The 24,983-nt window shown below is 66.7% G+C and carries 26 protein-coding genes and 1 tRNA gene; 9 read left to right on the forward strand and 18 right to left on the reverse strand.

What is annotated here, in order from left to right; genetic code table 11:
* The first annotated feature begins 148 nt into the window (after window positions 1-148).
* The gene (locus tag DGN21_RS18420; protein WP_126966454.1) at window positions 149-1,264 is read left to right on the forward strand and encodes an alpha/beta fold hydrolase; all 1,116 of its coding nucleotides are present in this window, start codon (window positions 149-151) and stop codon (window positions 1,262-1,264) included.
* 241 nt (window positions 1,265-1,505) lie between these two features.
* On the opposite strand, the gene rarD is transcribed toward DGN21_RS18420, so the two are convergent.
* Window positions 1,506-2,417 (reverse strand): EamA family transporter RarD, encoded by a 912-nt coding sequence (rarD, locus tag DGN21_RS18425; protein WP_126966453.1) that lies wholly within the window; start codon window positions 2,415-2,417, stop codon window positions 1,506-1,508.
* Window positions 2,414-3,310, reverse strand: coding sequence for a drug/metabolite exporter YedA (gene yedA / locus DGN21_RS18430; protein ID WP_024939056.1), 897 nt, complete (start codon window positions 3,308-3,310; stop codon window positions 2,414-2,416). Before yedA ends, rarD begins: the two co-directional genes overlap by 4 nt.
* Before the next feature lie 86 nt (window positions 3,311-3,396).
* Between yedA and DGN21_RS18435 the strand changes: the two genes are divergently transcribed.
* Window positions 3,397-3,813, forward strand: a complete 417-nt coding sequence (locus DGN21_RS18435) for a Rap1a/Tai family immunity protein (protein ID WP_046344903.1) — start codon at window positions 3,397-3,399, stop codon at window positions 3,811-3,813.
* Between the two features lie 124 nt (window positions 3,814-3,937).
* Here the strand turns inward: DGN21_RS18435 and DGN21_RS18440 are convergent, their stop codons facing one another.
* The 7 genes from DGN21_RS18440 to rocF form a co-directional block, all read right to left on the reverse strand.
* Window positions 3,938-5,632: a M28 family metallopeptidase gene (locus DGN21_RS18440; RefSeq protein ID WP_184429193.1), complete on the reverse strand. Its 1,695-nt coding sequence runs from the start codon at window positions 5,630-5,632 to the stop codon at window positions 3,938-3,940.
* 847 nt (window positions 5,633-6,479) lie between these two features.
* On the reverse strand, window positions 6,480-7,424 hold the full coding sequence (locus DGN21_RS18445; protein WP_215825019.1) for an MBL fold metallo-hydrolase: 945 nt from the start codon (window positions 7,422-7,424) through the stop codon (window positions 6,480-6,482).
* 58 nt (window positions 7,425-7,482) lie between these two features.
* Entirely contained in the window at window positions 7,483-8,772 is a 1,290-nt protein-coding gene (locus DGN21_RS18450) for a tryptophan--tRNA ligase (RefSeq protein WP_215825020.1), read from the reverse strand.
* 181 nt (window positions 8,773-8,953) lie between these two features.
* On the reverse strand, window positions 8,954-9,163 hold the full coding sequence (locus tag DGN21_RS18455; RefSeq protein WP_016904514.1) for a CsbD family protein: 210 nt from the start codon (window positions 9,161-9,163) through the stop codon (window positions 8,954-8,956).
* A 249-nt stretch (window positions 9,164-9,412) separates the two neighbouring features.
* On the reverse strand, window positions 9,413-9,547 hold the full coding sequence (locus DGN21_RS18460; protein WP_016904515.1) for an entericidin A/B family lipoprotein: 135 nt from the start codon (window positions 9,545-9,547) through the stop codon (window positions 9,413-9,415).
* A 78-nt stretch (window positions 9,548-9,625) separates the two neighbouring features.
* Window positions 9,626-9,778 carry an entericidin A/B family lipoprotein gene (locus tag DGN21_RS18465; RefSeq protein WP_006451340.1) on the reverse strand — a complete coding sequence of 51 codons (153 nt, stop codon included), beginning with the start codon at window positions 9,776-9,778 and terminating at the stop codon, window positions 9,626-9,628.
* A 109-nt stretch (window positions 9,779-9,887) separates the two neighbouring features.
* Window positions 9,888-10,811 carry an arginase gene (gene rocF, locus DGN21_RS18470; protein ID WP_046346094.1) on the reverse strand — a complete coding sequence of 308 codons (924 nt, stop codon included), beginning with the start codon at window positions 10,809-10,811 and terminating at the stop codon, window positions 9,888-9,890.
* Between the two features lie 478 nt (window positions 10,812-11,289).
* On the opposite strand from rocF, the gene DGN21_RS18475 reads away from it, so the two are divergent.
* The 5 genes from DGN21_RS18475 to tmk all read left to right on the forward strand — a co-directional run bounded on the left by DGN21_RS18475 (window position 11,290) and on the right by tmk (window position 14,904).
* A complete protein-coding gene (locus tag DGN21_RS18475) occupies window positions 11,290-11,742 on the forward strand; it encodes a roadblock/LC7 domain-containing protein (protein WP_054591235.1) in 453 nt (150 codons plus the stop codon).
* Window positions 11,743-11,806: 64 nt separating this feature from the next.
* On the forward strand, window positions 11,807-12,166 hold the full coding sequence (locus DGN21_RS18480; protein WP_016904518.1) for a hypothetical protein: 360 nt from the start codon (window positions 11,807-11,809) through the stop codon (window positions 12,164-12,166).
* Between the two features lie 94 nt (window positions 12,167-12,260).
* Window positions 12,261-13,178, forward strand: coding sequence for a hypothetical protein (locus DGN21_RS18485; RefSeq protein WP_104575692.1), 918 nt, complete (start codon window positions 12,261-12,263; stop codon window positions 13,176-13,178).
* Complete coding sequence (locus DGN21_RS18490) at window positions 13,175-13,717, forward strand: GTPase (RefSeq protein WP_016904520.1); 543 nt, start codon at window positions 13,175-13,177, stop codon at window positions 13,715-13,717. The genes DGN21_RS18485 and DGN21_RS18490 overlap by 4 nt, the downstream gene beginning before the upstream one ends.
* A gap of 509 nt (window positions 13,718-14,226) precedes the next feature.
* Window positions 14,227-14,904, forward strand: a complete 678-nt coding sequence (gene tmk, locus DGN21_RS18495) for a dTMP kinase (RefSeq protein ID WP_126966450.1) — start codon at window positions 14,227-14,229, stop codon at window positions 14,902-14,904.
* Between the two features lie 178 nt (window positions 14,905-15,082).
* Here tmk and DGN21_RS18500 read toward each other — a convergent pair.
* The 4 genes from DGN21_RS18500 to birA form a co-directional block, all read right to left on the reverse strand.
* A tRNA-Thr gene (locus DGN21_RS18500) sits at window positions 15,083-15,158 on the reverse strand.
* A gap of 32 nt (window positions 15,159-15,190) precedes the next feature.
* Window positions 15,191-16,084 carry an SPOR domain-containing protein gene (locus DGN21_RS18505; protein WP_184578128.1) on the reverse strand — a complete coding sequence of 298 codons (894 nt, stop codon included), beginning with the start codon at window positions 16,082-16,084 and terminating at the stop codon, window positions 15,191-15,193.
* A gap of 155 nt (window positions 16,085-16,239) precedes the next feature.
* Window positions 16,240-16,968, reverse strand: a complete 729-nt coding sequence (locus DGN21_RS18510) for a type III pantothenate kinase (protein ID WP_039524746.1) — start codon at window positions 16,966-16,968, stop codon at window positions 16,240-16,242.
* The gene (gene birA, locus DGN21_RS18515) at window positions 16,965-17,978 is read right to left on the reverse strand and encodes a bifunctional biotin--[acetyl-CoA-carboxylase] ligase/biotin operon repressor BirA (RefSeq protein WP_311542345.1); all 1,014 of its coding nucleotides are present in this window, start codon (window positions 17,976-17,978) and stop codon (window positions 16,965-16,967) included. Before birA ends, DGN21_RS18510 begins: the two co-directional genes overlap by 4 nt.
* A 40-nt stretch (window positions 17,979-18,018) precedes the next feature.
* Between birA and DGN21_RS18520 the strand changes: the two genes are divergently transcribed.
* Window positions 18,019-18,333 carry a hypothetical protein gene (locus tag DGN21_RS18520; RefSeq protein ID WP_024939067.1) on the forward strand — a complete coding sequence of 105 codons (315 nt, stop codon included), beginning with the start codon at window positions 18,019-18,021 and terminating at the stop codon, window positions 18,331-18,333.
* Between the two features lie 8 nt (window positions 18,334-18,341).
* Window positions 18,342-19,097, forward strand: a complete 756-nt coding sequence (locus tag DGN21_RS18525) for a M90 family metallopeptidase (RefSeq protein WP_126966447.1) — start codon at window positions 18,342-18,344, stop codon at window positions 19,095-19,097.
* Between the two features lie 159 nt (window positions 19,098-19,256).
* On the opposite strand, the gene DGN21_RS18530 is transcribed toward DGN21_RS18525, so the two are convergent.
* The 5 genes from DGN21_RS18530 to DGN21_RS18550 all read right to left on the reverse strand — a co-directional run bounded on the left by DGN21_RS18530 (window position 19,257) and on the right by DGN21_RS18550 (window position 24,746).
* Complete coding sequence (locus tag DGN21_RS18530; RefSeq protein WP_126966446.1) at window positions 19,257-20,444, reverse strand: DUF1501 domain-containing protein; 1,188 nt, start codon at window positions 20,442-20,444, stop codon at window positions 19,257-19,259.
* A gap of 83 nt (window positions 20,445-20,527) precedes the next feature.
* A complete protein-coding gene (locus DGN21_RS18535) occupies window positions 20,528-22,117 on the reverse strand; it encodes a DUF1800 domain-containing protein (protein WP_215825021.1) in 1,590 nt (529 codons plus the stop codon).
* A gap of 126 nt (window positions 22,118-22,243) precedes the next feature.
* Window positions 22,244-23,614 carry an ATP-binding protein gene (locus DGN21_RS18540; protein WP_024939071.1) on the reverse strand — a complete coding sequence of 457 codons (1,371 nt, stop codon included), beginning with the start codon at window positions 23,612-23,614 and terminating at the stop codon, window positions 22,244-22,246.
* Window positions 23,615-23,688: 74 nt separating this feature from the next.
* A complete protein-coding gene (locus tag DGN21_RS18545) occupies window positions 23,689-24,372 on the reverse strand; it encodes a response regulator transcription factor (protein ID WP_002808458.1) in 684 nt (227 codons plus the stop codon).
* Window positions 24,373-24,443: 71 nt separating this feature from the next.
* Window positions 24,444-24,746 (reverse strand): hypothetical protein, encoded by a 303-nt coding sequence (locus DGN21_RS18550; protein ID WP_054591227.1) that lies wholly within the window; start codon window positions 24,744-24,746, stop codon window positions 24,444-24,446.
* Between the last annotated feature and the right edge of the window lie 237 nt (window positions 24,747-24,983).

Below are 24,983 nucleotides of genomic sequence, written 5' to 3' on the forward strand. Positions count from 1 at the left end.
GGGGATTGGTGACAGCCAACGCGGAGCAAGTGCGCTGCTGCGGCTGAACGCAGTGCGGGCTGTCATCGTTCTGTCACTGCAGTGCGGTAGATGCGCGGGTCGGGCAGGCCGTAGGCTGCCCGGCCGTTGCATCCATCGATCTTCGCCCATGACGCGCCTGATTCTGCTGGCCTGCGCCTGCCTGTGGCTGGCCGGCTGTTCCTCGTCCTCCACCTCGCTCAGCGAGCGCCTGGTTGCGCCCGGCGGTACCTCGCCATTGCTGGATGAGGAGCGCATTGCCGCCACCATCGCCACGGTGCCCAACCGCAGCGGGCATGTGGTCACGCGCGATCAGGTGCCGATCTTCTGGCGCGCGATCGACCCCGGCCAGTACGCCATGCACTACCGCTATCTCGGCCAGCGCCACGATCCGGCGCATGCGCTGGATGTCGATTTCAGTTTCAAGGTGCCCACCGCGGCCCCACCGACGCCGCGCGGCACCGTGGTGCTGCTGCATGGCTGGATGATGGATGGCGATTCGCTGCTGCCATGGTCGCTGGAGCTGGCGCAGGCCGGCTACCGGGTGATCACCATCGACCTGCGCAACCATGGCCATTCCGGCGGTGGCCCGTCCGGTTACGGCACGCGCGAATCCGACGACGTCATCGACGTGCTCGATGCACTGCAACCGCGTGGCGAGATCCGTGGCCCGCTGTACCTGTTCGGCATTTCCTACGGCGCCGCCACCGCGCTGTTCACCGCCGACAAGCTCGGGCCGCGCGTGACCGGCGTGGTGGCGATGGAATCCTTCGCCAACGCCGGGCGCGGCATTCGCGACATGGTCCCGCACCTGCTCGCCAGCCAACCGAATGGCTGGCGTGGGCAGGCGGTGGCCGCGTATGCGCGCTGGCGCTATGCCGACCAGGATATCGATGCGGTGATCGCCGCCGCCGACCGCCAGCTGCAGCTGGACCTGGACCACGTCGACGTCACGCAGGCCTTGGCCGACACGCGCAGCTGCGTGCTGCTGGTGCACGGCGATGCCGATCAGCACATCCCGGTCGCGCATGGGCGTGCGCTGGCGCTGGCCAGCCCGCGCGCGCACTACGTCGAGCTGCCTGGCGAAACCCATCTGAGCCTGCCGCTGCGGCTGGATCTGCTGGGTGGGCCGATCGACCAGTGGCTGGCGCAGACGCAACAGGATCCAGGCCACTGCCCCGCGCCGCAGGCACTGCCGACCTCCACGCTGGCGGTGGCGACACCGGCGTTGGCGCCGCGCGGCTGAGAGCGGTGGACGAAGGTCGCGAACGGTCGTCAGGCGGGAGCGGACCGCGCGTTCCGAAACGGTGGGTCTGAATGACATGCCGATGACTGCACCCGCACCGCGGTGAACGCAGTCGTCTGTTGCTCGCCCTGAATCCAGGCAGGAGCTGCGCAACGGCAGGCTGTCGAAGCGCGCACCGCGCTGCTGCCCACCGCGCAACGCAGCCGCTGCGCGATTGCCCGGATCGCGCATCGGCCGATGCTTAAGGCGTCACCACCACCGGCCGCCGCTGCCGCCACAGGCTATCGCCGACGAACAGCAGCAGCCCCACCCAGATCGCGGCAAATCCGATCGCGCGCCCCTGATCGAACGGCTCGTGGAAGAACCACACGCCCAGCAGCAACTGCAGGCTCGGCGCGATGTATTGCAGGATGCCCACCAGCGACAGCGGAATCCGCCGCACGCCATACGCAAACCCGATCAGCGGCACCGCGGTCAGCACGCCGCCGACGATCAGCAGCAGATCGGTACGCAGGTCCCAACCGCTCAGGAAGGCGCCGCCATGGCCCTGCTCGCCCCAGCCCGCCAGCAGCAGCGCCGGCACGAACAGGTACACGCTTTCCACGCCCAGCCCGGCCACCGGATCCACCGCCACCAGCTTGCGCAGCAGGCCGTAGGCACCGAACGAGAACGCCAGCCCCAGCGCGATCCACGGCGGCGCACCGGCATCCAGGGTCAGCCACAGCACGCCCACCGCCGCACACACCACCGCCACCCACTGGATGCGCTGCAGGCGTTCCTTCAGCACCAGCACGCCCAGCAACACGCTCAGCAGCGGATTGATGAAATACCCCAGGCTGGCCTCGATCACGTGCCCGGCGTTGATCGCCCAGATATACAGGCCCCAGTTGAACGCAATCGCCACGCTGCTGCCGGCCAGCATCCATAGCGCGCGCGGCTGCGCGGCGATGGCGCGCCACCAGCGCAGGCCCGAGCTGGCCAGCAACCACGCCACCACCAACAGCGCGCTCCAGACGATGCGGTGCGCGATGATCTGCAGCGACGGCACCGCCTTGAGCAGGTGCCAGTACAGCGGCACCAGGCCCCAGATCACGAAGGTCGATGCGGTGATCAACAGCCCGCGACGCGCCTCGGTCGGCGAGACCGCCGTCATCGCCGCGCCTTGGCCAGGGTCACCACCAGCACGCCGGACAGGATCACCGCCATCGCGCCGATGTCGTGCGCGCTGAAACGCTCATGCCCCAGCCAGGCACCCAACGCCACCGCAATCACCGGGTTGACGTAGGCGTAGCTGCCGGCCAACGCCGGGCGCACGTGATGCAGCAGCCACACGTAGGCGGTAAACGCCACGATCGAGCCGAACACGCACAGATAGGCCACGGCCAGCAGCCCCTGCGAGGTCGGCAGGCTCTGTGGGCGCTCGCCGATCAGCAGGCCGGTGCTGACCAGCAACACGCCGCCGCACAACATCTGCCCGGCGGCAGTCATGAACGGCGACGGCAGGTCGCGTCCGCGCGACCACACCGAGCCGAAGGCCCAGCCGATCGGCGCGATCAGCAACAACACCAGCCCGCCCGGCGTGGCGGTCAGGCTGCTGCCGGCGTTGAGCCAGACCACGCCCAGAAAGCCGATCACGATACCCAGCCATTCGCCACGGCTGGCGTGCTGCCCGCGCAAGGCGCCGAACAAGGCCATCCACAGCGGCACCGATGCCACCGAGGTGGCGGCCAGGCCGGACGACACGCTGCGCTCGGCCAGCACCACCATGCCGTTGCCCAGCAGCAACAGGGCCGCGCCCATCATCGCCACGTTCTTCCATTGCGCGCGCGTCGGCGCAGCTACCCCGCGCCAGCGCAGCACCGCATACAGCACCGTGCCGGCCACGATGAAGCGCGCCCCGGACACCATGGTCAGCGGCAGCGCGCCGCCTTCCAACGCAAAGCGGATCGCCAGATAGGTCGAGCCCCAGACCACATAGACCAGCAACAACGCGACAACGACCAGGCCGCTGCGCGCAGGCGCCACAGCATCGTGTGAAGAGGACATCGAAGATTGCCAAATACAGCGGAAGCTTCAATTCTAGATCACCTGCCCACGCCAACGTCGTACGCCTCTCGGGCGCCTGCCGCGGTATGGTGCGCATTGATCCCCGGCCCGGAGTGCATATGCAGCGTCGCGTCCCCTGGTTGATGTTGGCCGCCCTGACCGTGCTATCGGCCAGTGCATTGGCACGCGTGCCCGAACCCTGGGAGCCCAGCGGGCGCAAGCTCCTCGAGGCCGGGCTGGACGGTTCGTTGGCGCCGGAGATCGCGCCCGAACAAACCGAGCTCAAGGTCATGCTCTCGGCGAACCGCGCCGGCGCTTACCTGCTCGGCGTCGCCAGCAGCAGTTACCGCACGCAATGGTGCATGCCGGCCGGCAAGAGCGGCCCGCCGGACATGCAGGCGATCATCAGCGATATCGGCGCGCTACCCGATGCACGCCTGGACGAGGCCGCACCTGCGTTGATCGTGCAGGCGTTGGCCAAGCGCTACCCGTGCCGCAAATAGGCGGCGCGGTCGCCGCAGGCCGGCTCGACCAACCGCCACGCAATGGCCGGATGCACTGACGTTCGCCTCGCCGATCGCCCGACGCCCGGGCTCGAAAGCACCAGGCGTTTGCACACCACCGGCCCTACTTGCGCGCGGCGTCGCTGCTGGCGCGGATCGCCTTGAACTCCGAACCGTCCTGCCAGCTCGGCCACTGCCGGCCGTTGGCCAGCGCCACACCGACGTCGTAGACCAGGGTGGTGTCGGCCGCGTGGCCGCTGGCATCCCATTGCGGGGTCCAGCGATCGCAGGGCTGGTGATAGCACTCGGCAAAATACTTGTCGCGCAGCGCCTTGCCGGCCGCCACGCCGCCGTCGAGCATGTCCAGCCCGGGACCGGCGGTGATCGCCGGCACGCCCATGCGCGCAAAGGCGAAATGGTCGGCGCGGTAGAAGAAGCCCGCTTCCAGATTCGGGTCCGGCGAATAGCTGCGGCCGCGTGCCTTGGCCGCGGTTTCCAGATCGCCTTCCAGCGACACCCGTCCGCGTCCCCACGAGGCGATATCGCGGGTGGGGCCATCGGGGCTGAACATCTCCATGTTGAGTACCGCCACGGTCTTGTCCAGCGGCGCCAGCGGATGCGCGGCGTAATAGTTGGCGCCGAGCAGGCCCTTCTCTTCCGCCGTCAACGCGATGAAATACAGCGTGCGCTGCGGCTTGGGGCCGGCCGCGAACACGCGCGCCAGTTCCAGCACGCTGGCCACGCCGGTGGCGTTGTCCACCGCGCCACGCCGCACCGTGTCGCCGCCGGCATCGGCCTTGCCCACGCCGAAGGCATCCCAGTGCGCGGAGAAGATCACCGTCTCGTCCGGATGCTGGCTGCCGGTGAGCTTGGCCACCACGTTGTGCGTGACCACGCGCTCGCGCTTGAGCTTGAAGTCCACCGACAGCGTCGCATCGCCCAATGCCACCGGGGCGAAGTCGCGCTGCTGCGCGCGCTGCTTGGCCTGCGCAAAATCCAGCCCGGCGCGCTGGAACAGCGACACCGCCAACGCCTGCTGCATCCAGCCACGCACCGGCACATGCTGCGCCTTCGCATCGGCATCGCTGCGTTCGATATCGAACAACGGCGATAGGCCCGAACTCTGCACCGTCGCCCAGCCGTATGCGGCCGGCGCGGTCTCGTGCACGATCAACACGCCGGCGGCACCACGACGCGCGGCCTCTTCGTACTTGTAGGTCCAGCGGCCGTAGTAAGTCACCGCCTTGCCATCGAAGGCGCCAGGCTGGCTGGATTCGAAGTCGGCATCGTTGATCAGCACCACCGCGATCTTGCCGCGCAGGTCCACGCCCTTGTAGTCGTCCCACTGCCGCTCCGGCGCACTGATGCCGTAGCCCACGAACACCAGCGGTGCATGCTTCAAGCGCACCGCGTCCTGTGGACGCAGGCTCTGCAGGGTCACATCGGTGCCATTGACCAGCGTCTGGCTCTTGCCGCCGACACGCAGGCTGGCGCGCACCGGGCCATCGACCTGGGCGCGCACCAACGGCACCGCCTGGGTCCAACCGCCCTGCTCGCCACCCGGCTGCAGGCCGCCAGCCTTGAACTGCTCGACCAGGTAATCGACCGTGCGCTGCTCGCCGGCACTGGCCGGCGCACGGCCCTCGAACTCGTCCGATGCCAGCAGACGCACATGCCGCGACAACGCTTCGGCATCGATGCCGCCACCGGGCAGATCGTTGGCGGCCTGCGCCACGCCCCCCACGAACAGGCAGGCGGACAACAACAGGATGCGCATCGGGTTCACGGCATGGCCTTGCAACTGATAGATGACACACAGTTTACAAGCGCACGGCCGCCACGGGAGCGCTTTGACCAGCGTTGGCAGGCGCGATGTCTTCCTCTCTAGCAGGCCCCTTGGGCTGCATGGATGCTGTCAGGGAGCTCGATGGCGGATTTACCGCGTGTCCTGCAAGCGGCAAAGACACCGCGCGCGCTTCTCCGTGAAAGGAGGGCGGGAGACTGAAGCCTCCGCTCACAGAGCTCTTGGTTCACGCCTCTGATCGCGCCTAAACATGACTACGGTTCGAAGTCTCGATTGCTTTGGCATTGTTTTCCCGGAGCCTGTGCAGTGCGGATAGATCGGTTGCAGGGCGGCGGATCTGCGGCTTGGCTGCAAGGCCCTTGCCCGCCCACCCTCGCAGGACACGCCGCAAGTACGTCCATGTAGGCTCTTACGCGGCATCCATGCCGCGTAAGGTCCCGCGACGGTGAGCGGGCAAGGACCCGTCGGGATGGTCGGTGTGCATGGTTGCAAGCAGAGCATGAAGCGCACTGGCCGGTCACTTGTTCGTTCGATTAGCGCCTCACCATCTTCCCATCGCGAGCCGAGCGGCAGGCAGGCAGGCTTCAACACGCTAGCTATAAACGTCTCATCTGCCATCGCTAGCCGAGCAACAAGCTTTCAAGAAAGCAGCCGATCAGCTCTCTGGTGGGTGTCCTCGCCGCTTGCGGGACCGTGTGGCGGCGTGGATGCCGCCACCGCGCCTCCACGCACGGATTCAAGGCGTGTCCCGCAAGCGGTGAGGACACCGCGCACTCGACTGACGCGGCTTTTGACTGTCGCCGAACGATGCGACGACTCGCTGCAGCGTTCGAGTGGGTGGGTGTTACCCACTCCAGCGGCGCTAATTGGTGCGCGTCGCGCGATCCAGCCAACACGCCAGGCCCTGCGCGTTGAGTTCGATGTCGGTGCCCAGTAGCTGCGCCACGCGTGCATCGTCCAGCCGGCAGCCGTGCAGGCGGGCGCGCTGCAGATACAGGTCGGTCAGCGCCGCCACCATGCAGCGATGGCGGTCCGCTTGCTGCGCGCAGTCCAGCGCGATGGCGATCATCGCATGGATCTGCTCAACCAGCGCCTGCGCCAGCGGTGCCGGCGATTCCACCCGGCCGTAATGGGTGAGATACATCGACTGCGGCGCGGTCTCCATCAGCCGCGCGATCGAGTGCAGCATCGCCTCCGGTTCGAATTGCACCGGCGAGGAGGTCGGCAGGATGAAGGCGCCTTGCGCGCTGTCGAGCTGGCGATACGACAGGCCGAAGGTGTCGCCGGTGAACCAGCTGCGGCTGCGCGCATCCCACACGCACAGATGATGCCGTGCGTGGCCCGGCGTCTCGATGGTGCGCAGCGCGCGCTCGCCCAGCATCACGGTTTGTCCGTCGGTAGCTTCCACCACGCGCTCGGCCGGCACCGGCACGATCGCGCCGTAACTGCGCGCCATTTCCGCCGCGCCGTACACCGCCGTGGCCCCGGCGATCAGCCGGGTGGGATCGATCATGTGCGGTGCGCCGCGCGGATGCACCAGCACCCGCGCATTGGGCAGATGCTGCAGCAAGGCTCCCGCCCCGCCGGCGTGATCCAGATGCACGTGGGTCAGGATCAGCCAGTCCACCTGCGCCGGCGTCAGCCCGGCCGACTGCAATGCGGCCAGCATCTGCGGCACCGACAGCGAAGTGCCGCAATCGACGAAGGCGCCACGTTGCGCCTCGACGATCAGGTACGCCGCATCGAACTGCACACCGCCAAAGCCGGTGTCGATGGTGTGGATGCTGGAATCGGCAGTCGCTGTCATTGCTCCCCCCACGGCTATGCGAGAGGCCACAGTCTAGCCACCGGCTCCACGAGTGTCGTTACGCCTCGCGCAACACGCGCAGCGCCGCCAGGATCACCTCCGCCTCCACCTGCGCATGCACGCCCGGCAATTGCAGGTCGCTGCCTTGCTCGGCCTGCTTCAGCCGCGCAATCAGTTGGCCCGCATCGCGTGGCGAGGCGAAGCCATCGCTCTGCAGCAACAACGCACCGGCGCCATCGGTCAACTTGAAATAGAACTGCCCGTCGCTCTCGCGGTATTGCTTGAACACCGGCGGCGCGCTCTTCTCGCCCACCGGCGTCGCAGCCGCATCGCCCTGGCTGGACAGATCGCGCAGCCCCACCGCAGCACGCAGCTCGGCCAAAAACGGCGTGGCGTAGCGTGCGCGCAGACGTGCGCCACCGGCGCGCAGAATCGCCTCGATCTTGGCCGGCTCGGCCATCAGCGCCTCGTAGCGCGTGCGCAGCGGTGCGATCTCCTGGTCGATACGCTCGAACAGCTGTTGCTTGGCGTCGCCCCAGCCGATGCCATCGGCAAAGGCCTGCGCAAAGGCCGCCGTTTCCTGCGGCGTGGCAAAGGCCTGGTACAGCTGGAACAATGCCGACCCCTGGGTGTCCTTGGCCTCGCCCGGCGCGCGCGAATCGGTGAGGATGGAGAACACCAGCTTGCGCAGTTCCTCGCGCGGTGAGAACAGCGGAATCGTGTTGCCGTAACTCTTGCTCATCTTGCGGCCGTCCAGACCCGGCAAGGTCGAGACCTGCTCGTCGATCACCACCTCGGGCAGGGTGAAAAAGTCGCGGCCATACACGTGGTTGAAGCGCTGGGCGAAATCGCGCGCCATCTCGATATGCTGGATCTGGTCACGCCCCACCGGCACCTTGTGCGCGTTGAAGATCAGGATGTCTGCAGCCATCAGCACCGGGTACATGAACAGGCCGGCGGTCACGCCCGCATCGTCGTCTTCGCCGTCGGCGCGATTCTTGTCCACCGCCGCCTTGTAGGCATGCGCACGGTTGAGGATGCCCTTGCCGGCCACGCAGGTCAGCAGCCACAGCAACTCGGTGGTCTCCGGCACATCGGACTGGCGATAGAACCACACCGTTTCCGGGTCCAGGCCGCAGGCCAGCCAGCTGGCGGCGATCTCCAATGTGGAGCGCTGCGTCCGCGCCGGGTCCTGCGCCTTGATCAGGCTGTGCAGGTCGGCCAGGAAGTAGAAGCTTTCCGTATCGGCAGCCGTACTGGCCTGGATGGCCGGGCGGATCGCGCCGACGTAATTGCCCAGATGCGGGGTGCCGGAAGTGGTGATGCCGGTAAGGACGCGAGTGGTCATCTGCGTAAGGCCAGGGAGTCAGCACGCAAGTTTAGCGGTTCCGTGCCCCTGACATGAACGAGACGGTGCCTTGTACCTGCCGCTACCGGCAGCGGCGGCAAACGCAAGACGCGCCGCATCAAGCGGCCCGTCCTGTGCAGTTGCGCTCACCACGGAAGGTGGGCGTGGTTGCGCGGCACCGTCAGGTGTCGTCGCGCAACGACTTTTCGAAGGCGCGCACTTCGGTCTGGGCGCGGTCGCGATCCCAGCCGTAGCGCTCCTGCAGCTTGCCCTGCAGATATTCGGCGTTGCCCTCGGCAACCTTGAAATCGTCGTCGGTGAGGTCGCCCCACTTGGCCTGTGCCTTGCCCTTGAGCTGGGTCCACTTGCCGGAAATGATGTCAGTGTTCATTGCGTCGACTCCGCTGATGCGGCCGCGATTGACCGTCTACGCAGGTTGCCCATGGCGCCGTTCGCCGCAGATCAAAAGCCGTCAAATCCGCACTCACCGCACTGAACGGTTGCCGACGCTTGCGGCGCAGTTCTATGTATGGCCGCGCCGTCGCATGCCCAGATGCGTCGCCGCGCTGCCCTGCCTGCGCAAGGCATCAGGCAAAAAAAACGGGCCTTGCGGCCCGTTTTTTCTGCATGCAGCGCTAGATTACTTGCGCGCAGCGTCTTCCACCTTCTCGCCAGCGCCCTGCACGTCCTTGCCGGCACCTGCGACGGTGTTGCAACCCGACAGCATACCGACCGACAACACCGACAGCACCAGCAGCACAATTGCACGCTTCATAACAGACTCCTTCGTGGGTAAAGCGGCGGCTTGCCGCAGATCAATCAAATCAAACAACTAGGGTTCAAAACGCAAGGATCAGCACTTACCGTCGCTGCAGTTGTCGGCCTTCTTTTCGACCTTCTCGCCTGCACCCTGCATGTCCTTGCCGGCGCCGGCCATGGTGTTGCAGCCAGTCATCACGCCGGCCGAAAACAGGCCCAGTACCATCAGTGTCAGCAGTCGCTTCATCGGTCTTCCTCAGTTCTGCGTTCGGTGCAGACGCACCGTGTCTGGCGACAAATCTGACTGCGCGGCCGTGGATTTGATGTGAACGCGGCGTGCTGCGTTCAGCGATCGATCAATCTCGCATCAGTGTTGACTTGCCGAACAGGCTCTCGACCAGATCCACCGCCAGCTCGGCGGTGGCGTTGCGGTTGTCCAGGACCGGATTGAGCTCGACGATGTCCAGCGACCCCATGCGCCCGGTGTCGGCGATCATCTCCATCACCAGCTGCGCCTCGCGGTAGTTGGGCCCACCCGGCACGGTGGTGCCCACGCCCGGTGCGATGCTCGGGTCCAGGAAATCCACGTCGAAGCTCACATGCAGATGGGTGTCATCACTCATGCCCTGCAGGGCGGTTTCCATGGTGCGCTTCATGCCGGCCTCGTCGATGTAGCGCATGTCGTAGACATCGATGCGGTGCTGCTTGATCAGGCGCTTCTCCTCCGGGTCCACCGAGCGGATGCCGATCTGCCGCACCTGCTCGGGCAGCAACGCCGGTGCGCTGCCGCCCAGATGCGTCAACGCCTGCGGGCCCAGCCCGCACAGGCAGGCCACCGGCATGCCGTGCACATTGCCCGACGGCGTCACCTCGCTGGTATTGAAGTCCGAGTGCGCATCCAGCCACAGCACCCGCAGCGGGCGTTGCTGCTCGCGGCAGTACTTGGCCACCGCGGTGATCGAACCGATGCCCAGGCAGTGGTCGCCACCGAGCATGACCGGCATGCGGCCGGCGCGCAGCTGCGCATAGCTGGCCTCCATCAGCGCCTGGTTCCAGGCCACCACCTCGTCCAGATGCCGGTAGCCGGCCTGCGGGGCCTGCCAGGGATTGCGCGGGCCATCCAGGTTGCCCAGGTCGTGCACCTCCACGCCGCGGCCGATCAAAGCCTCCTGCAGCCCGGCGATGCGCAACGCCTCCGGCCCCATCCGCGCACCACGGTGGCCGGCACCGATGTCGGTGGGAACGCCAATCAGGGAAACCGGCAGGTACTGCGTCGCCATGCATTGCTCCAGCATCGAGAAAGCGCTGCAGTCTAGTCGCCGGCTCGTGCGCTGACGCGCGGCAGCGCAGCACGACGTCCGGCCTGCGTCACCGATCACGCAATCGCATTTGCCACTGCAGCAATCGAAAGTGCGGCCGATAGTGCGTAGCGGGCAATGGTCGGACCGGTACGGATGGCAGGCGCAACACCGCGGTACAGGCGCGTTGCAGTCAGGCCGGAGCACTGGCAGTGCATCGGCCGCGCCCGCTTGGCGGCGGCGACCGCGGTCTGATGGCTGCTTGAAGTGACGTGGTTGGGCAGTTTGTGGCGTATCTGCGCTTTGCGGACTGTGCTTGTCTGACCGCACAGTTAAGAGATTGAGGGTGCTATGACGATGACGGAAGGTGCCGATGCTACTGTTCGCCCGCCAGCGCGGGACCCGGTGTCATCGACAAGGTCTTTCATCGCGCAGCGGGTTTCGTACAGGGGAGGATTTCATGCCGCATAACGCCGTCAACCAGGTCGTCAAGGCTGCCGTGGGCGAGGTCGCGCGGGCGTCGCACCAATACGATCTGCAGCGCATCGGGCGCGAGTTCGCGCAGACCATCGAGCGCGAGCCGGGCATCCGTCTGCTGATGCTGTCCACTGCCGACGGGCGCGCCATCGCCGAACAATCCAGCCTGGATGTGGACGGTCGCCGGCTGGCAGCGATGGCCAATTCGTTCCTGACCCTGGGCGAGACCCTGGCACGCGAATCCAGTCTGAGCGAAGCCGACTACGCCACCATCAGTACGCGCGGCGGGCAGCTGGTGCTGATCCGCATTCGCGCCGACAAACCGCTGACGCTCACCGCGGTGGGCAGCAGCGATCTCAATGCCGCAGCGCTGCTGTTCAACGCACGCGACTGCGCCGGCCGACTGGCGACAGCGCTGGCGCAGCCGGCCGACTGAGCGTTTGGCACTGTTCGTGCTTGTGCCAGTGCACTGAATTTCTCACCGCTCGTAAGGACGACCCGTGTCAAAACTCAATCTGGAACACCTGCATTCGATCGCCGGCTTCGTCGGCGCTGCCCTGGTCGATAGCGACAGCGGCATGGCGCTGGGCATGACCGGCGGCACCGATCTCAACCTGGAACTTGCCGCAGCCGGCAACACCGAGGTGGTGCGTGCCAAGCGCCGTATCGCCGAGCAGCTCGGCCTCAACGACACCATCGAAGACATCCTGATCACCCTGGCGCGTCAATACCACCTGCTGCGCCCGCTGGAGAGCAACGGCACCTTGTTCCTGTACGTCGTGCTGGATCGCGCCAAGGCCAATCTGGCCATGGCCCGTCATGAGCTCAAGGCGTTCGAGAAGACCCTGGACTTCGGTTGATGCCAACCAAGCGGCGCGCACGCGTCGCCTGCCCGGCCTGCCGGTCCGTACCGGCAGCCACCGTACTTGCTACGCGCCGACGCGGCGCCCTGTCATGACCTCACCCATTCACACCATGCGGGTCGCCACGGCCGGCCTGGACCTGCTGCACACCACGCGCCTGAAACTGGCGTGCTCGTTGCTGCTGGCCGAGCGCATCGACGTGCAATTGGGACAATGGCCGCAACACGCCGCCGAGGTGGTGGTGCTGGGGCTGGAAAGCCCCGATGGCCTGGCCGCCTGGCAGGCCTTGCAGGGGCAACCGGTGCGCGTGCTGGTGGTGTCGCGGACACCGGTCGGCGGCGCATGGCTCAAGCACGGCGCCACCGTGCGCGAACTCAACGAGCAGATGCGCCTGTTGCTGTCGTCCTCCGATCATGCGCAGGTCGCCGAGCCGGCCTTGCTGGTCCGCCATTGCCGCGGCGAATTCGGCACCGCTGCGGTGCTGCTGCGCAACGGGCATTTGCAGGTGCGCGTGGACCCGGCCGACAGCTGCGTGCAGCTTCCCGCCGGCATCGCCTTGACCGAGCTGCTGGCGGCCCTGGATCGCCCCGGCTGGCAGGTTGCGCCGGACACCGCCGACAGCGTACTGAGCCAACGTATTTCCTTCGAGGCGCTGTACTTCGCCCTGCCCGAGCACCTGCGCCCCGCGCTGCCGGCGGTCGAACCCAGCCATGCGCTGCGGTTGCGGCAATGGCCGGAGCTGAGTGCCGAGACCAGTTCGCCGGCGCAGCTGCTTGCCATTGCCCACCTGCATGCGCGCCCGTGGCGCCCGCAGGCGCTGGCCAATGCTTGCAAGCTGCCGCTGCAAACGGTGGAATGCCTGTTCGCCGCTGCACTCGCCAGCGGCCTTGCCCAGACTGCGGAGATTCCCGTGCCTGCAACGCAGCCCCGTCCGGACAGCAGCAACTCCCGGTTTTTCTCCTGGGTCGCACGTCGCTTTGGCCTCTCTCTCTTTCAGGCGCAGTCATGAGTCTTCCGGCCAACAAACTGGTGTTCGTTGGCGGCATGGGCGCCGGCAAGACCACCGCCGTGCGCGCCATCTCCGACGTGGAGCCGGTCAGCACCGAGATGCCGCTCAGCCAGGATGCCTACGGCGACAAGACCTACACCACGGTCGCACTGGACTACAGCTCGATCGAACTGGAAGACGGCGAGTTGCTGCACGTCTACGGCGTGCCCGGGCAGAAGTACCTGGATTTCATGTGGCCGCTGGTGTGCGACGGCGCGTTGGGCGTGATCGTGCTGGTCAGCGCGCGCGATCCGCAGATGCGCGATGCCACCGTGGCCTTGCTGCGCGAGTTTTCGCAGATCGCACCTGCGGCAAGCCTGGCGGTGGGCATCACCATGACCGACGAAATGCAGGACTTTTTGCTGCCGCCGTTTCGCGATGCGCTGGTGGCCGAAGGCTTCCGCATCCCGGTCATGCGCGTGGACGCACGCTCGGCCACCCAGATCACGTTCCTGGTGAAGTCGCTGCTGTCCTATCGTTACACCTCGGCGACCAGCTGAGCGGGCGCGTACGTGGCATTGCCGACGTGGTCGGCGCGCGAGAAAAACAAGGAATCCGGTCACGACGGTGCCTGAGAGGGCGTCACGCGGGGGATGCCGCCTCTAGGGTGACGGCGACGCGTCCATCTTCCTTGTTGCCAGGCACGCGACGCGGACGTCATACATTCGGGTGCTTTGCCTGACTTGTTCAGTATGCCGCGCAGCCAGAAATCAGGGCATCGGGACGTTCCCGACATCGCGCAGGACATACCGGTCATACGGCATATGCAATAACGCCAGCAGCCGGCAGCGCCTGCAATCGGCGGTCGTGATGCGGTTGTTGTGCGCGCCCGGCGCTGCGTTGCACAGACCGTCGTCAAGCCATCTCGCACAGGCATCGACGCGCGGCAGCGGCGGTGCCATCGGTAACGCGCAGCGCAGACCCGATGCGCCGGGATCGGCCGCTGCAGGGCGACGTCCGCGCCAATGCCAGGTGCTGATCCAGCACCACGATCGGATAAAGTAGCGCGATGACAATCGAACTGAAGCCCGGCGGTCTACTGATCGCGATCGAAGGCATCGACGGCGCCGGCAAGACCACCCTCGCCCGCAGCCTGGCCACCACGCTGGAAGCGGCCGGCGCGCGCGTGGTGCTCAGCAAGGAACCGACCAATGGCCCCTGGGGCACCCAGCTGCGCCAGTCCGCCGCCACCGGCCGCCTCAGCGCCGACGAAGAAGCCGAGCTGCTGATCCGCGACCGCCACGAACACGTGGACACCCTGATCGTGCCGGCGCTGGCACGCGGCGACATCGTGATCCTGGACCGCTATTTCCCCTCGATGGTCGCCTACCAAGGCGCCGCCGGCCTGCCGCTGGACGACCTGCTGGACCGCAACGCCTTTGCGCCGCGCCCGGACGTGCTGCTGCTGCTCGACCTGCCCCCGCCTACCGGCCTGGCGCGTATCCGCGCCCGCGGCGATGCACCCAATCACTTCGAAACCCAGGACAACCTGGAACGCTGCCGCAGCATCTTTGCCCAGCTGCAGTTGCCGGGGAAGCACGTCGTGGACGCCAGCGCCGATGCGGACAGCGTGCTCCGCCAGGCCCACGCCATCGTCGTTGCCGCACTGGCCGAACGCCTGCGCGTCGACGCCACCGATGCCGACCAGGCCACGCTGGAACTGCTGTCGGCCGGTCGCCCGGCCTGAGTCGCTGCGCGTCTTGCGCGCAGGCAACAGCAACTGGCGCGTTGTGATTGGCGGGCCGCGGGCAGATAGCTGTTTCGGCCGATCACACCGGACAAGGCGCGGCCCGGAGACGCTGACCCAACAGCGCAGTCAGCCCCGAGCTACATGGACATTTCGGGATAGGACGAGAGAACCTTCGTGGTGCCGGCACCCGGATTCGAACTGGGGACCTACCGCTTACAAGGCGGTTGCTCTACCAACTGAGCTATGCCGGCAAAGGCAGGCGCGTTGCGCGCCGGTGCGCATTCTAGCGCAGCGCGGCGCAATCTAGCGACCGCTGACGCGTTGCACCTGCGGTGCCTTGCAATGTGCCGATCGCAGCCGTGCTGCGCACATCGATCCACCAGCGCGATTGCCCGGTGCCGCTGGGCAGCAACTGCGCCGGAAACCCTGCACCGACCAGGCTGGCCTGCCGTCGCTCTGCACGCTCGCGACTCTGGTACTGCCCCAGCGCGATGGTGTTGTTCTCGCCCTGGGCAATCACGTAATAGTCGCCCATGCCGGCGGCGGCGATGCGCTTGACCAAGGCTTGCGCCGCTGCACGATCGCCGACATTGGGCAGCATCACCCGGAACGTACTGACCCCGGCGTCCTTGTCCTCGCGCACGCGGGTGCGCGTGGCCTGGCCACGCAGGCGTGCCAGCGCGGCATCGGCATCGGCGCGCGCCGCATACGGCCCCAGGCTGGCGCAACGCTCCGGCGCAGCGGCGGGAGTAGGTACCGCTGGCGATGGTTTGATCGCCACTGCCGCAACCTCGTTCGGTGTTGGAGCGACCTTGGTTGGTGGTGGAACCTGTGCCGACGTCTGCGACGGTGCGGCCACCTTCGCGGCGGCCGCATCTATCGAAGAAGACGCTGCCGCTGCTGCCGTCTGTGTCTGTGTCTGTGTCGATGCAGGTGCAGGTGCAGGTGCAGGTGCAGGTGCATCCGATGGTGCGGTGACCGCAGCTGCCGGGCCCATGCCTGCCTCGCTCGCCTCGCCTGGCGATGCTGCCGCAGTGCTCGGCAGCACTTCCAGGCGCGCCACACCGGCCGGCTGCGGCGGTGCCGCCACCGCTGCCGGTGCCGGCTGCAACGCCCACCACAAGGCCACACCGGCATTGAGGACGATCAGGACGACGATGAGTGCGCGTACATACATGCGATGGATTCTAAGCGCGGGCAGTCACAACCGGCGAGCGCTGGTCGGCTTGCTGCCCATGCCAGGTAGTGGGGGCGCAGTGTACGAGCGCTGCCGACCGATTCCGTCTCCCGGCCGCGCCCGCCGCGTGGCCGCACGATCGCATGGCCCGCCGTTCAAGGCGCCGACGCAGACCTCGCCCAGGTCGCCAGCCCGTCCAGCACCAGCGCGGCGCGGAAGCTGGCATCGGGCAACAACGGCAGCAGCGGCGGCGCGCCCCCCCCGTGCACCAGCAGCCGCACCGGTACGCCCAGACTACGTTGCGCGTGCTGCAGGCTGCGCTCGATCAGCGCCACCGCCGCGCCATCGCAGCCGGAGGTCAGCGCATCGTCGGTGTCGTCGGCCAGCTCGACATAGGTCCCGCCACTGGCCGGCAACTGCACCGCGCGCGCATGCAGCGCCTCGCGCATGGTGGTCGGCGAGGCGGCGATACGGCCGCCGTGGTGCTGCCCATCGGCGCCGAGCACATCGATGGTCAGCGCGGTGCCCACGCCGGCCACCAGCACCGGTGCGTCGCCGCGTGCGCCCAGCAGAGCCAGGAAGCGATCGACCCCGAAGCGGCCCGGGTCTGCATAGGCGATGCGGATGCCGGCGCACTCGGCCGCGGTCCGCACGATGCGCACCTGTTCGAAACGCTCGCGCAGGCAGCCGAGCATGCGCTGCGTCAACGCCGGCGCAGCCACGCTGGCCACGTGCGCGATGCGTCCGGTGGGCAAGGCCGACAACGCGGCCGCGTCCATCGCCTCGGCACCATGCGGCCAGGCCTGCACGTCGCCGGCGCGGTCGCCCTGCAGCGGTGCGTACTTGAACCGCGAATTTCCCAGGTCGAACAACCACTCGCTCATGCAGGTCTCACGCTCACTTCTCCGGAGTGGAACAGCCGCACCGTCTCGCCCAGTTGCACCCGCAACGCGCCGTCGGCTGCCAGGCCAAGCGCAATGCCGTGATGCCGGGTGCCGGCTTCCTCGACCTGCACCGCGCGGCCGCTCAGGACGTCCAGGTCCGCATAGCGGCCCAGGAACGGGGCCAGCCCCTGCGCCTCGAACAGCTCCAGCGCCGGCAGCAGCGCCGACAACACTGCAGCCACCACGGTATCGCGCGACACCGCGTGGCCGGCCAGCGTATCCAGATCCACCCACGGTTGGTCGATCGCAGCGGCCGCTGCCGCCGGCATATGCACGTTCAAACCCAACCCGATCACCGCGCGGGCGTTGCCGGCCATTTCGCCGCCGCCTTCGATCAGCAGGCCGCCCAGCTTGCGCTCGCGCGCCAGCAGATCGTTGGGCCACTTCAACCCGACATCGGCAAAGCCACAACCGCGCAGGGCCTCGGCCACCGCCACGCCCACGGCCAGGCTGAGCCCGGCCAGCTGGCCCAATCCGCCGCTGAAACGGCGCGAGGCCGACAGATAGATGTGCGCACCCAGTGGCGAGGTCCATTGACGCCCACGCCGGCCGCGCCCGCCGGTCTGCCGCTCGGCCAGCAGCACCGCCACGCCCTGCTCCGGCGCCGGGCGCGCCAGCAAGCTGGTGTTGGTGGATTCCAGGGTCCAGGCAATCTCCAGCGCAGCCAGGCCTGCCAGCGCTTCGGCCGCCATCGCCGCACGAATGCGCGCGTCGTCCAGCAGGTCCAGCGGCGCCGCCAGGCGGTAGCCGTCCCCGGCCCGCCCTTCGATCTCGACCCCGGCCGCGCGCAGGTTCTGAATCCGCTTCCACACCGCCGCACGGGTCAACCCGGCATCGCGCGCCAACGCATCGCCGGATAGCCGGCCGCTCGCAAGTTTGGCCAGCAAGGCGCGGTCATCCACGGCAAGTCCCCAAATCGATCCGTGAAAGTATGCGCCAAGCGTCCGCACCCGCCCAGCCTGGCTTGCGTGAGGGAGTGAAAAGCACGTTATGATCGGCGACTCACGCCGCTTGCCCTGGATGTGGACGATGCGCCGAATCACGGTTTGCCTGCTCCTGTTGTTGGCTCCGCTTGCCGCACTGGCATCGGACCAGCTGGCCGATGGCGATCATGAGAGCTGCGTCAGCAGCAACTCGGCGGCACGCGGCAGAACCCCCAACGGCGAGCCGGCAACCCCGGCACGTGCTCCCGCGCACAAGCCCGCACCGGCCACCGGCGGTGGTGGTGGCGACGGCGACGGACTGTTCCCCCGTATGCGCACGATGCCGCGCTGGCATAGCTTCCTGCCGGGCATGTTCCGCTGATCCAGTGGTTGTTGCGCCGGCTGCGCCGGCCGCCGGCCGATATTCCCGATGCCTTATGGCTGCCGGTCAGCCGCCGCTGCGCCTGGGTCGCTGCGCTCGATCCGCCCCGCCAGCACCGTCTGCGTGCACTGACCGCGCAGTTCCTGCAGCAAAAAACCATTTCCCCGCTCGACGGGCTGCAGCTGCAACCGCACGATCACGTTTTGCTGGCTGCCATGTGTTGCCTGCCGCTGCTGAACATCGGCGCGGCCGGCTGGCGTGGCTGGTCGCAGCTGATCGTTTACCCGGACGCATTCCGCGTGCAACGCACGCATGTGGATGCGGCCGGAGTGATGCATGCCTGGGACGACACCCTGATTGGCGAGGCCTGGGAGCAAGGGCCGCTGATCGTCAGCTGGGCCGACGTACAGGCCGACTTGGACGACCCGCAGGCCGGCTTCAACGTGATCGTGCATGAGATGGCGCACAAGCTCGATGCACTCGATGGCGCGCTCGACGGCACCCCGCCGCTGCCGCACGCTGCGCAGCGTGCCTGGGCACGCGATTTCCAGCGCGCCTTCGATACGTTTTGCCAACGCGTCGATGCGGGCGAAGACACCGAGATCGACCCGTATGCCGCCGAGGCACCGGAAGAATTCTTCGCGGTCGTAAGCGAATACCACTTCTCCGCGCCACAGCTGCTGGCGCGCCTCATGCCGGATGTCGCTGCACAGCTGACGCGTTTTTATGGACCATCGCCGTTTGCGGCGTCAGCGCAGCGCTGATGGTGCGCTGACATGCCTGCATGCGTTGGGCTGTCGTCTCATGCAACGCTGTCGCGCGCATCAATCGCAGGCGTTTCAAGCGACTGAGCACACCAATGCGCGATGCCGCACGCGGCCACACGCGGGACGGATCGACATCGCTCGCGCATTGCCAGGCATTCACACCAACCCAAGATCGCGCGGCCTGGCACCGGGAAACACCCGTTCCAGCTGCGCAGCCGACAATCCCCACAACCGGCTCAGTACACCGCCGAACAGGCTGCGGTAATTGGTGAGCACCGGATAATCGCGGTTCTGCAGCAGCTGCGCCTGCGCAACTTCTACCTGCTCGCCGGCGATCCGGCCGCCACGCACGCTGCCACCCAGCACCCAATAGGTGGTGCCGTGCCCGTGATCGGTGCCCCTGCTGCCGTTCTCGCGGAAGGTGCGGCCGAACTCGGACAGCACCACCACCACGGTATCCTTCCATGCCGGCCCGAGGGCGTCGGCGTATGCCGCCAGCCCTTCGCCCAGATTGCGCAGATTGTTCGCCAGCCCACCTTCGACACTGCCCTGATTGGCGTGCGTGTCCCAACCGCCGACATCGACAAAGCCCAGCCGATAACGCTCGCGCATCAGGCTTGCCATGCGCCGGGTTTCGTCGGCGAAGGTGCGCGCACTGGCGGCGCCGCGACCGGCCTGCTCCATCTCTTCGCGCAGCTGCGCGGTGACCTGCTGACGCAGTGCCAGTCCCTCGCGCGCAGCGGCCGCCAGCGGGGTTGCGTCGTACATTTGCGACAGGATCTGTGCCTGACGCGCATCCAGACCGCCCTTGCCGATGCCCCGCAACGACACGTTGGGCAAGTCGCCGCCGCCCTGGAAGGTCAGCGGTAAGGAATCGGTGAAGGCAATCGCCGGCACTCCGCTGAGCACACCCGACAGGCGCGCCATGAAGCCGGAACGATAATCGCGGCGCTGTCGGCCGGATTGCCCGGATTCGATATCGTCCTGGGTTTCGAAGTGACTGCGCGACAGATCGTCGGTACCGGCAAACGGCACGAACGCCAGTTGCCGGCGTTGCCACAGCGGCAGCAGCGCATCGCACATCACCGGGTTGAGACCCCATTGCGTATCCAGCGCAACGGCACTGTTCGGGTTGGCCGCATCCGGCCGCGCGATCGCCAGGGTCGGACGCGCCTGATAATAAAAATCGCTGGCATGCGGTACCAGCAGATTATTGCTGTCGTAGCCGCCGCGCAGGAACACCACCAGCATGCGCGCACTGTCGCGTGGCGCAGCAAACAGGCGACCGCTCCAGGGCAGACTTGCGGCCGCTGCAGAGGCAAGCAGAAATTGACGTCGTTGCATGGCGCGCTCCCGTGGCGGTGATCGCTGGTCGAACGTTGAACAGCGGGTTTGAATCGGCAACCGTCGAATCGGCGACCCTCGAATCAGCGATAGTTGAAGTCCGGCGATGACAGCAGGAATCCGTTCCATTCCGCAGGCGAACGCGCCTGCGCCAAGGCATCGCGCGTGCCGCTGGAGAGCGACGGCGCCACCCAGCGATACGATGGGCGCGTATCGATCTGCGTCAGCGCCGGCAGTGGCGTGTCGTTATCGCCATCGAAGCGGAACAGTTGCTTGGGTCCGCTACCCAGCGAACGTGCCACCTCGAAGCGTCGCGCCAGTTGCCCGGAGCTGGTCCATGCCTGCGATTGCAGCGACCAGCCATCGGGGGTGATGCGCCCGAACAGCGGCTCGCCGAGTTGCTGCAGCCAGCTCGCCATCGGCGCGGCATTGACCACCGGCTGGCCCTCGTACGCCAGCCGCATGGCCGAAACCACGAACCGATTCGGATCCTTGAACTTGCGCGGTTGCGCCTGCGCAAATTCCGGCGCGTCCAGCATGGCCTGCATCACCTTGGCGATGTCGCCATCGCTGCGTTGAAACGTGTTCGCCATGCGCTCGACCAGCGCGGCCGGCGGCTTGTCGCTGACAAAGTACTCGGCCAAACGCTGCGAAATGAAATGTGCGCATGCCGGCTGCCGTACCAACAGCTGCACCGCGCGCTCGATCTCATCCAGGCCGCCCGCAGCGATGCGCTTGCCCAGCAAGGTCTTGTCGCCGGGTTGATGGCGTGCGGGATTGAATTCGAACAGCCCCTTGCGCACCACCTGCGGTTGCCCCGGCACGGCAGTCGGCAAGGGCGGAGCGCCCTCGGCCTTGACCGGCACCAGGCCGGCGCCGGTCAGTATCAGCGCCAGTTGCTGCACATCCTGCTGGCTGTAACCGCCATGCACACCCAGCGTATGCAGTTCCATCAGTTCGCGCGCGTAATTTTCGTTGACCTTGCCCTTGGCGTTCTTGGCGTTGTCCAGATATTCCAGCATCGCCGGACTTTCCAGCGTCGCCATCACCAGGTCGGCGAACTTGCCGGTGGCATGCGGGCGGATCGCGTTTTCCATGTAATCGGCCGCCATCCATTTCACCCGCCCCTTGTCGGCGTACACGCTGAAATGATTGAGCCAGAACCACACCAGCTGCTCGCGCGTCTGCTCCGGCGCATACACCGCACGCAACAGCTGCGCCTGACGCGCCTGGGTCAGCATCTGCCCACCACGCGCCTGCCATGCCTTGCGCAAGGCGGTCTTTTCCTCACCATCGGGCATGTCTTGCAGGTGGATCTTGTCGGCCTCGTACTGCGTGAGCAATGTCAGCAACGGCGTGTGCAGCGCATCGAAGTGCTGCAGCTGTGCACGGATCGGCGCTGGCAACGCCGTATCGTCGCTGGCCTGCAACAGCGACCTGCCATAGCGCTTGGGGCCGAGCCGCTGCAGTTGCGCGGCGCTGTCGGCATCCACGCCGTAGGTCGCACGCTGCAGCCAGCGCGTCTGCGCCGGCGTCAGTGCTGGATTGCCAGCACTGCACGGCATGGCCAAAGCGCAGCCCGCCAACAGCCATGCCAGCTGCCACCGGTGATGGCGGGGCGCGCCCGCTGGACGTGCGCTCAGCCAGCGCGTCTGTGCATTGCGCTCGAACATGCAGCTCTCCATCGCAACGGCCTGCAACCGGCCCAGTATGGTCAAGCCAACGCGCGGGGCGTTAAACGGTTGTCGGAGCGCGCCGCAGCGTTGACCACGGGTTCATTCCGCACCCCCCCATGCCGGTCACAGTCCCGGTGGCAGGGTCACGTCGAAGCGGGCGCCGCCCAGTTCCTGCGAGCGCACCACCTGCAGCTCGCCGCGGTAAGCCTTGATCAGATCCTGCACGATCGACATGCCGATGCCGTGGCCTTGCACGCGCTCGTCGCCACGTACGCCACGCTGCAGGATCTTGGCTACGTCTTCCGGCGCGATGCCGGGGCCGTCGTCTTCCACCGACAGGATCAATCCGGCACGACGGCTGCCGGTGGTGGGACCGGGCTGTGCGGTCAGCAGCACGCGGCTGCGCGCCCACTTGAAGCCGTTTTCCAGCAGGTTGCCCAGCAATTCCTGCAGATCGCCCGGCTCGCCATGAAAGCGCGCATCGGGCGAAATATCGAATTCGCACAACACGCCCTTGACCGAATAGACCTTCTCCAGCCCGCGCACGATCTCCTCGGCGGTCGACTCGATCGGCAGCGGTGCGGCGAACAGCTTGTGTCCACTGGAGGCCGCGCGTGCGAGCTGGTAGGACACCAGATCGTTCATGCGGCGCAACTGCACATCCATTTCCTCGTGCAGGTCGCGCTCGGACTGGCCGCTATCGAGCTGGGTGCGCAACACCGCGATCGGCGTCTTGAGGCTGTGCGCAAGATCGGCCAGCGTATTGCGCTGGCGGTCCAGATTGTCGCGCTCGCTCTCGATGAAGGCGTTGATGCTTTCGGTCAGCGGCTCCAGTTCGCGCGGATGCTGCTCGCTCATGCGCTGGATCTCGCCGCGCTGCACCTTGGTCAACTCGTTGATGACCCGCCGCAGCGGACGCAGACTCCACTGCAGGATGAAGGCCTGCAGCACCAGCAGCACCACACCGGCACTGCCGAGGTAGAACCACACTGCGCCACGGAACACGCGCAGCTGCGCGCCCATCGAGCGCGCATCTTCCATCACGTAGATGGTGTATGGAATCTCACCGCCGTGTTCGCGCTCGACGTAACTCACGCCCAGGCCGTAGCGGTACAACTGGCCCACGCTGCCGTCGATCTGGGTCATCTCCAGCGGGCCGATGAATTCTTCCTGGCGCGGCTCGAGCATGCGCCCGTGCGGAATGTTCGGGCCTTCGGCCGACATCGAGGTCCAGCTTTCGTCCGGGCGCACGACTTCCACGTACAGCCCGCCGCCGGGCACATCGAAACGTGGATCCGGCGGCTGGCCGCCGATGTACAGCGAGCCGTCGCGGACGAAATCGATATTGGCGGCGTACGCAGAGGCGTAGTTCTTCAACCGCTCGCGCAGATTTTTTTCGGCCGTGTCGGCGAACGCCACATCCAGCGCGTAACCCGCCAGCGCCAGGAAGGCCACCAGACTGAGGCTGGCGGCCAGCAGCTGGCGGGCCTGCAGCGAGCGCGGCCGCCAGCGTCTATACCACTTGGAGCGGCCCGGCACCTGATCTTCCTGCTTGCCGATGCGCGGACTCAGCCTTCGGTACGCGGAATGGCGAAACGGTAGCCGCGACCGCGTACGGTCTCGATCGGCTTGAGCTCACCATCGGGATCGAGCTTCTTGCGCAGGCGGCCGATGAACACTTCCAGCACGTTCGAATCGCGATCGAAATCCTGCTGGTAGATGTGCTCGGTCAGATCGGCCTTGGAGACCAGTTCGCCGGCATGCATCATCAGGTATTCGAGCACCTTGTACTCGTAGCTGGTCAGATCCACGTTGGCGCCATTGACGCTGACCGTCTGCGCGGCCAGATCCAGCGCGACCGGGCCGCATTCCAGCGTCGGCTTGCTCCAGCCCGCCGCGCGCCGCAGCAGCGCATTGACGCGCGCCAGCAGCTCTTCGACATGGAACGGCTTGACCAGGTAATCGTCGGCACCCTGCTTGAGGCCCTCGACCTTGTCCTGCCAGCTCGAACGCGCGGTCAGGATCAGCACCGGGAATTTCTTGCCTTCGTCGCGCAGCGCCTTAATCAGCTCCATGCCCGACATCTTGGGCAAGCCGAGGTCGATGATGCCGACATCGAACGGGACTTCACGGCCCATGTACAGGCCTTCTTCGCCGTCTTGTGCAGCGTCGACAGCAAAGCCCTCACGCTTCAGGCGCGCGGCAAGGGTCTCGCGCAGCGGAGCTTCGTCTTCGACCAAAAGGATACGCATGCACTCTCCCTAGTTACGTTGTCGGCCAATGGCCGGGGAATTTATGAGACTGAACGCAGAACTATCTACGTCTAGTGGTTATCGTCGCGTGGTGGCGCATCCGGCGGCGCCTGGCTGCGCGGCGGCGCGGCCTGCATCTGCTCCGACTCGTACACGGTATGCACGCGGCCGTCCTTCATGTACTTGACGCGGTTGAGATTGCCCCCGTCAAACGGCACGCGTTCGGCGCTGAGGATCTGTCCACCGGTGGACCGCTGCACCTGTCGGATGGTGTCCGAGAGCGTGCGCCCATTACCGCGCGCGGAAGGCGGCAATGGATCGCGTCCCGCGTGCGACATCGGATATGCCTGCCCCCACGCCAATGGCGCTGCCATGGCTAGCCCGAGGGCAACCAGGACGACATAGCAAGCGCGGCAGGAGGGCTGGGTCACAATGAATCCTAGCGGGTTGTTCAGGAACATTCAAAATTCGTGAAACCGGCCACCGGTGACAGCATGGTCGAGCCCGAGAATGGTCCAAATTCTTGATTTTTCGGGGTGAATCCCATCTGAACTTTTTAGCTTTGTGTTAACGCTGTTCAGTGAAATGAATCCCTGGACGCCTGGAACGGC

This window comes from Xanthomonas sp. MLO165 (assembly GCF_018831305.1).
Lineage (GTDB): Bacteria > Pseudomonadota > Gammaproteobacteria > Xanthomonadales > Xanthomonadaceae > Xanthomonas > Xanthomonas arboricola.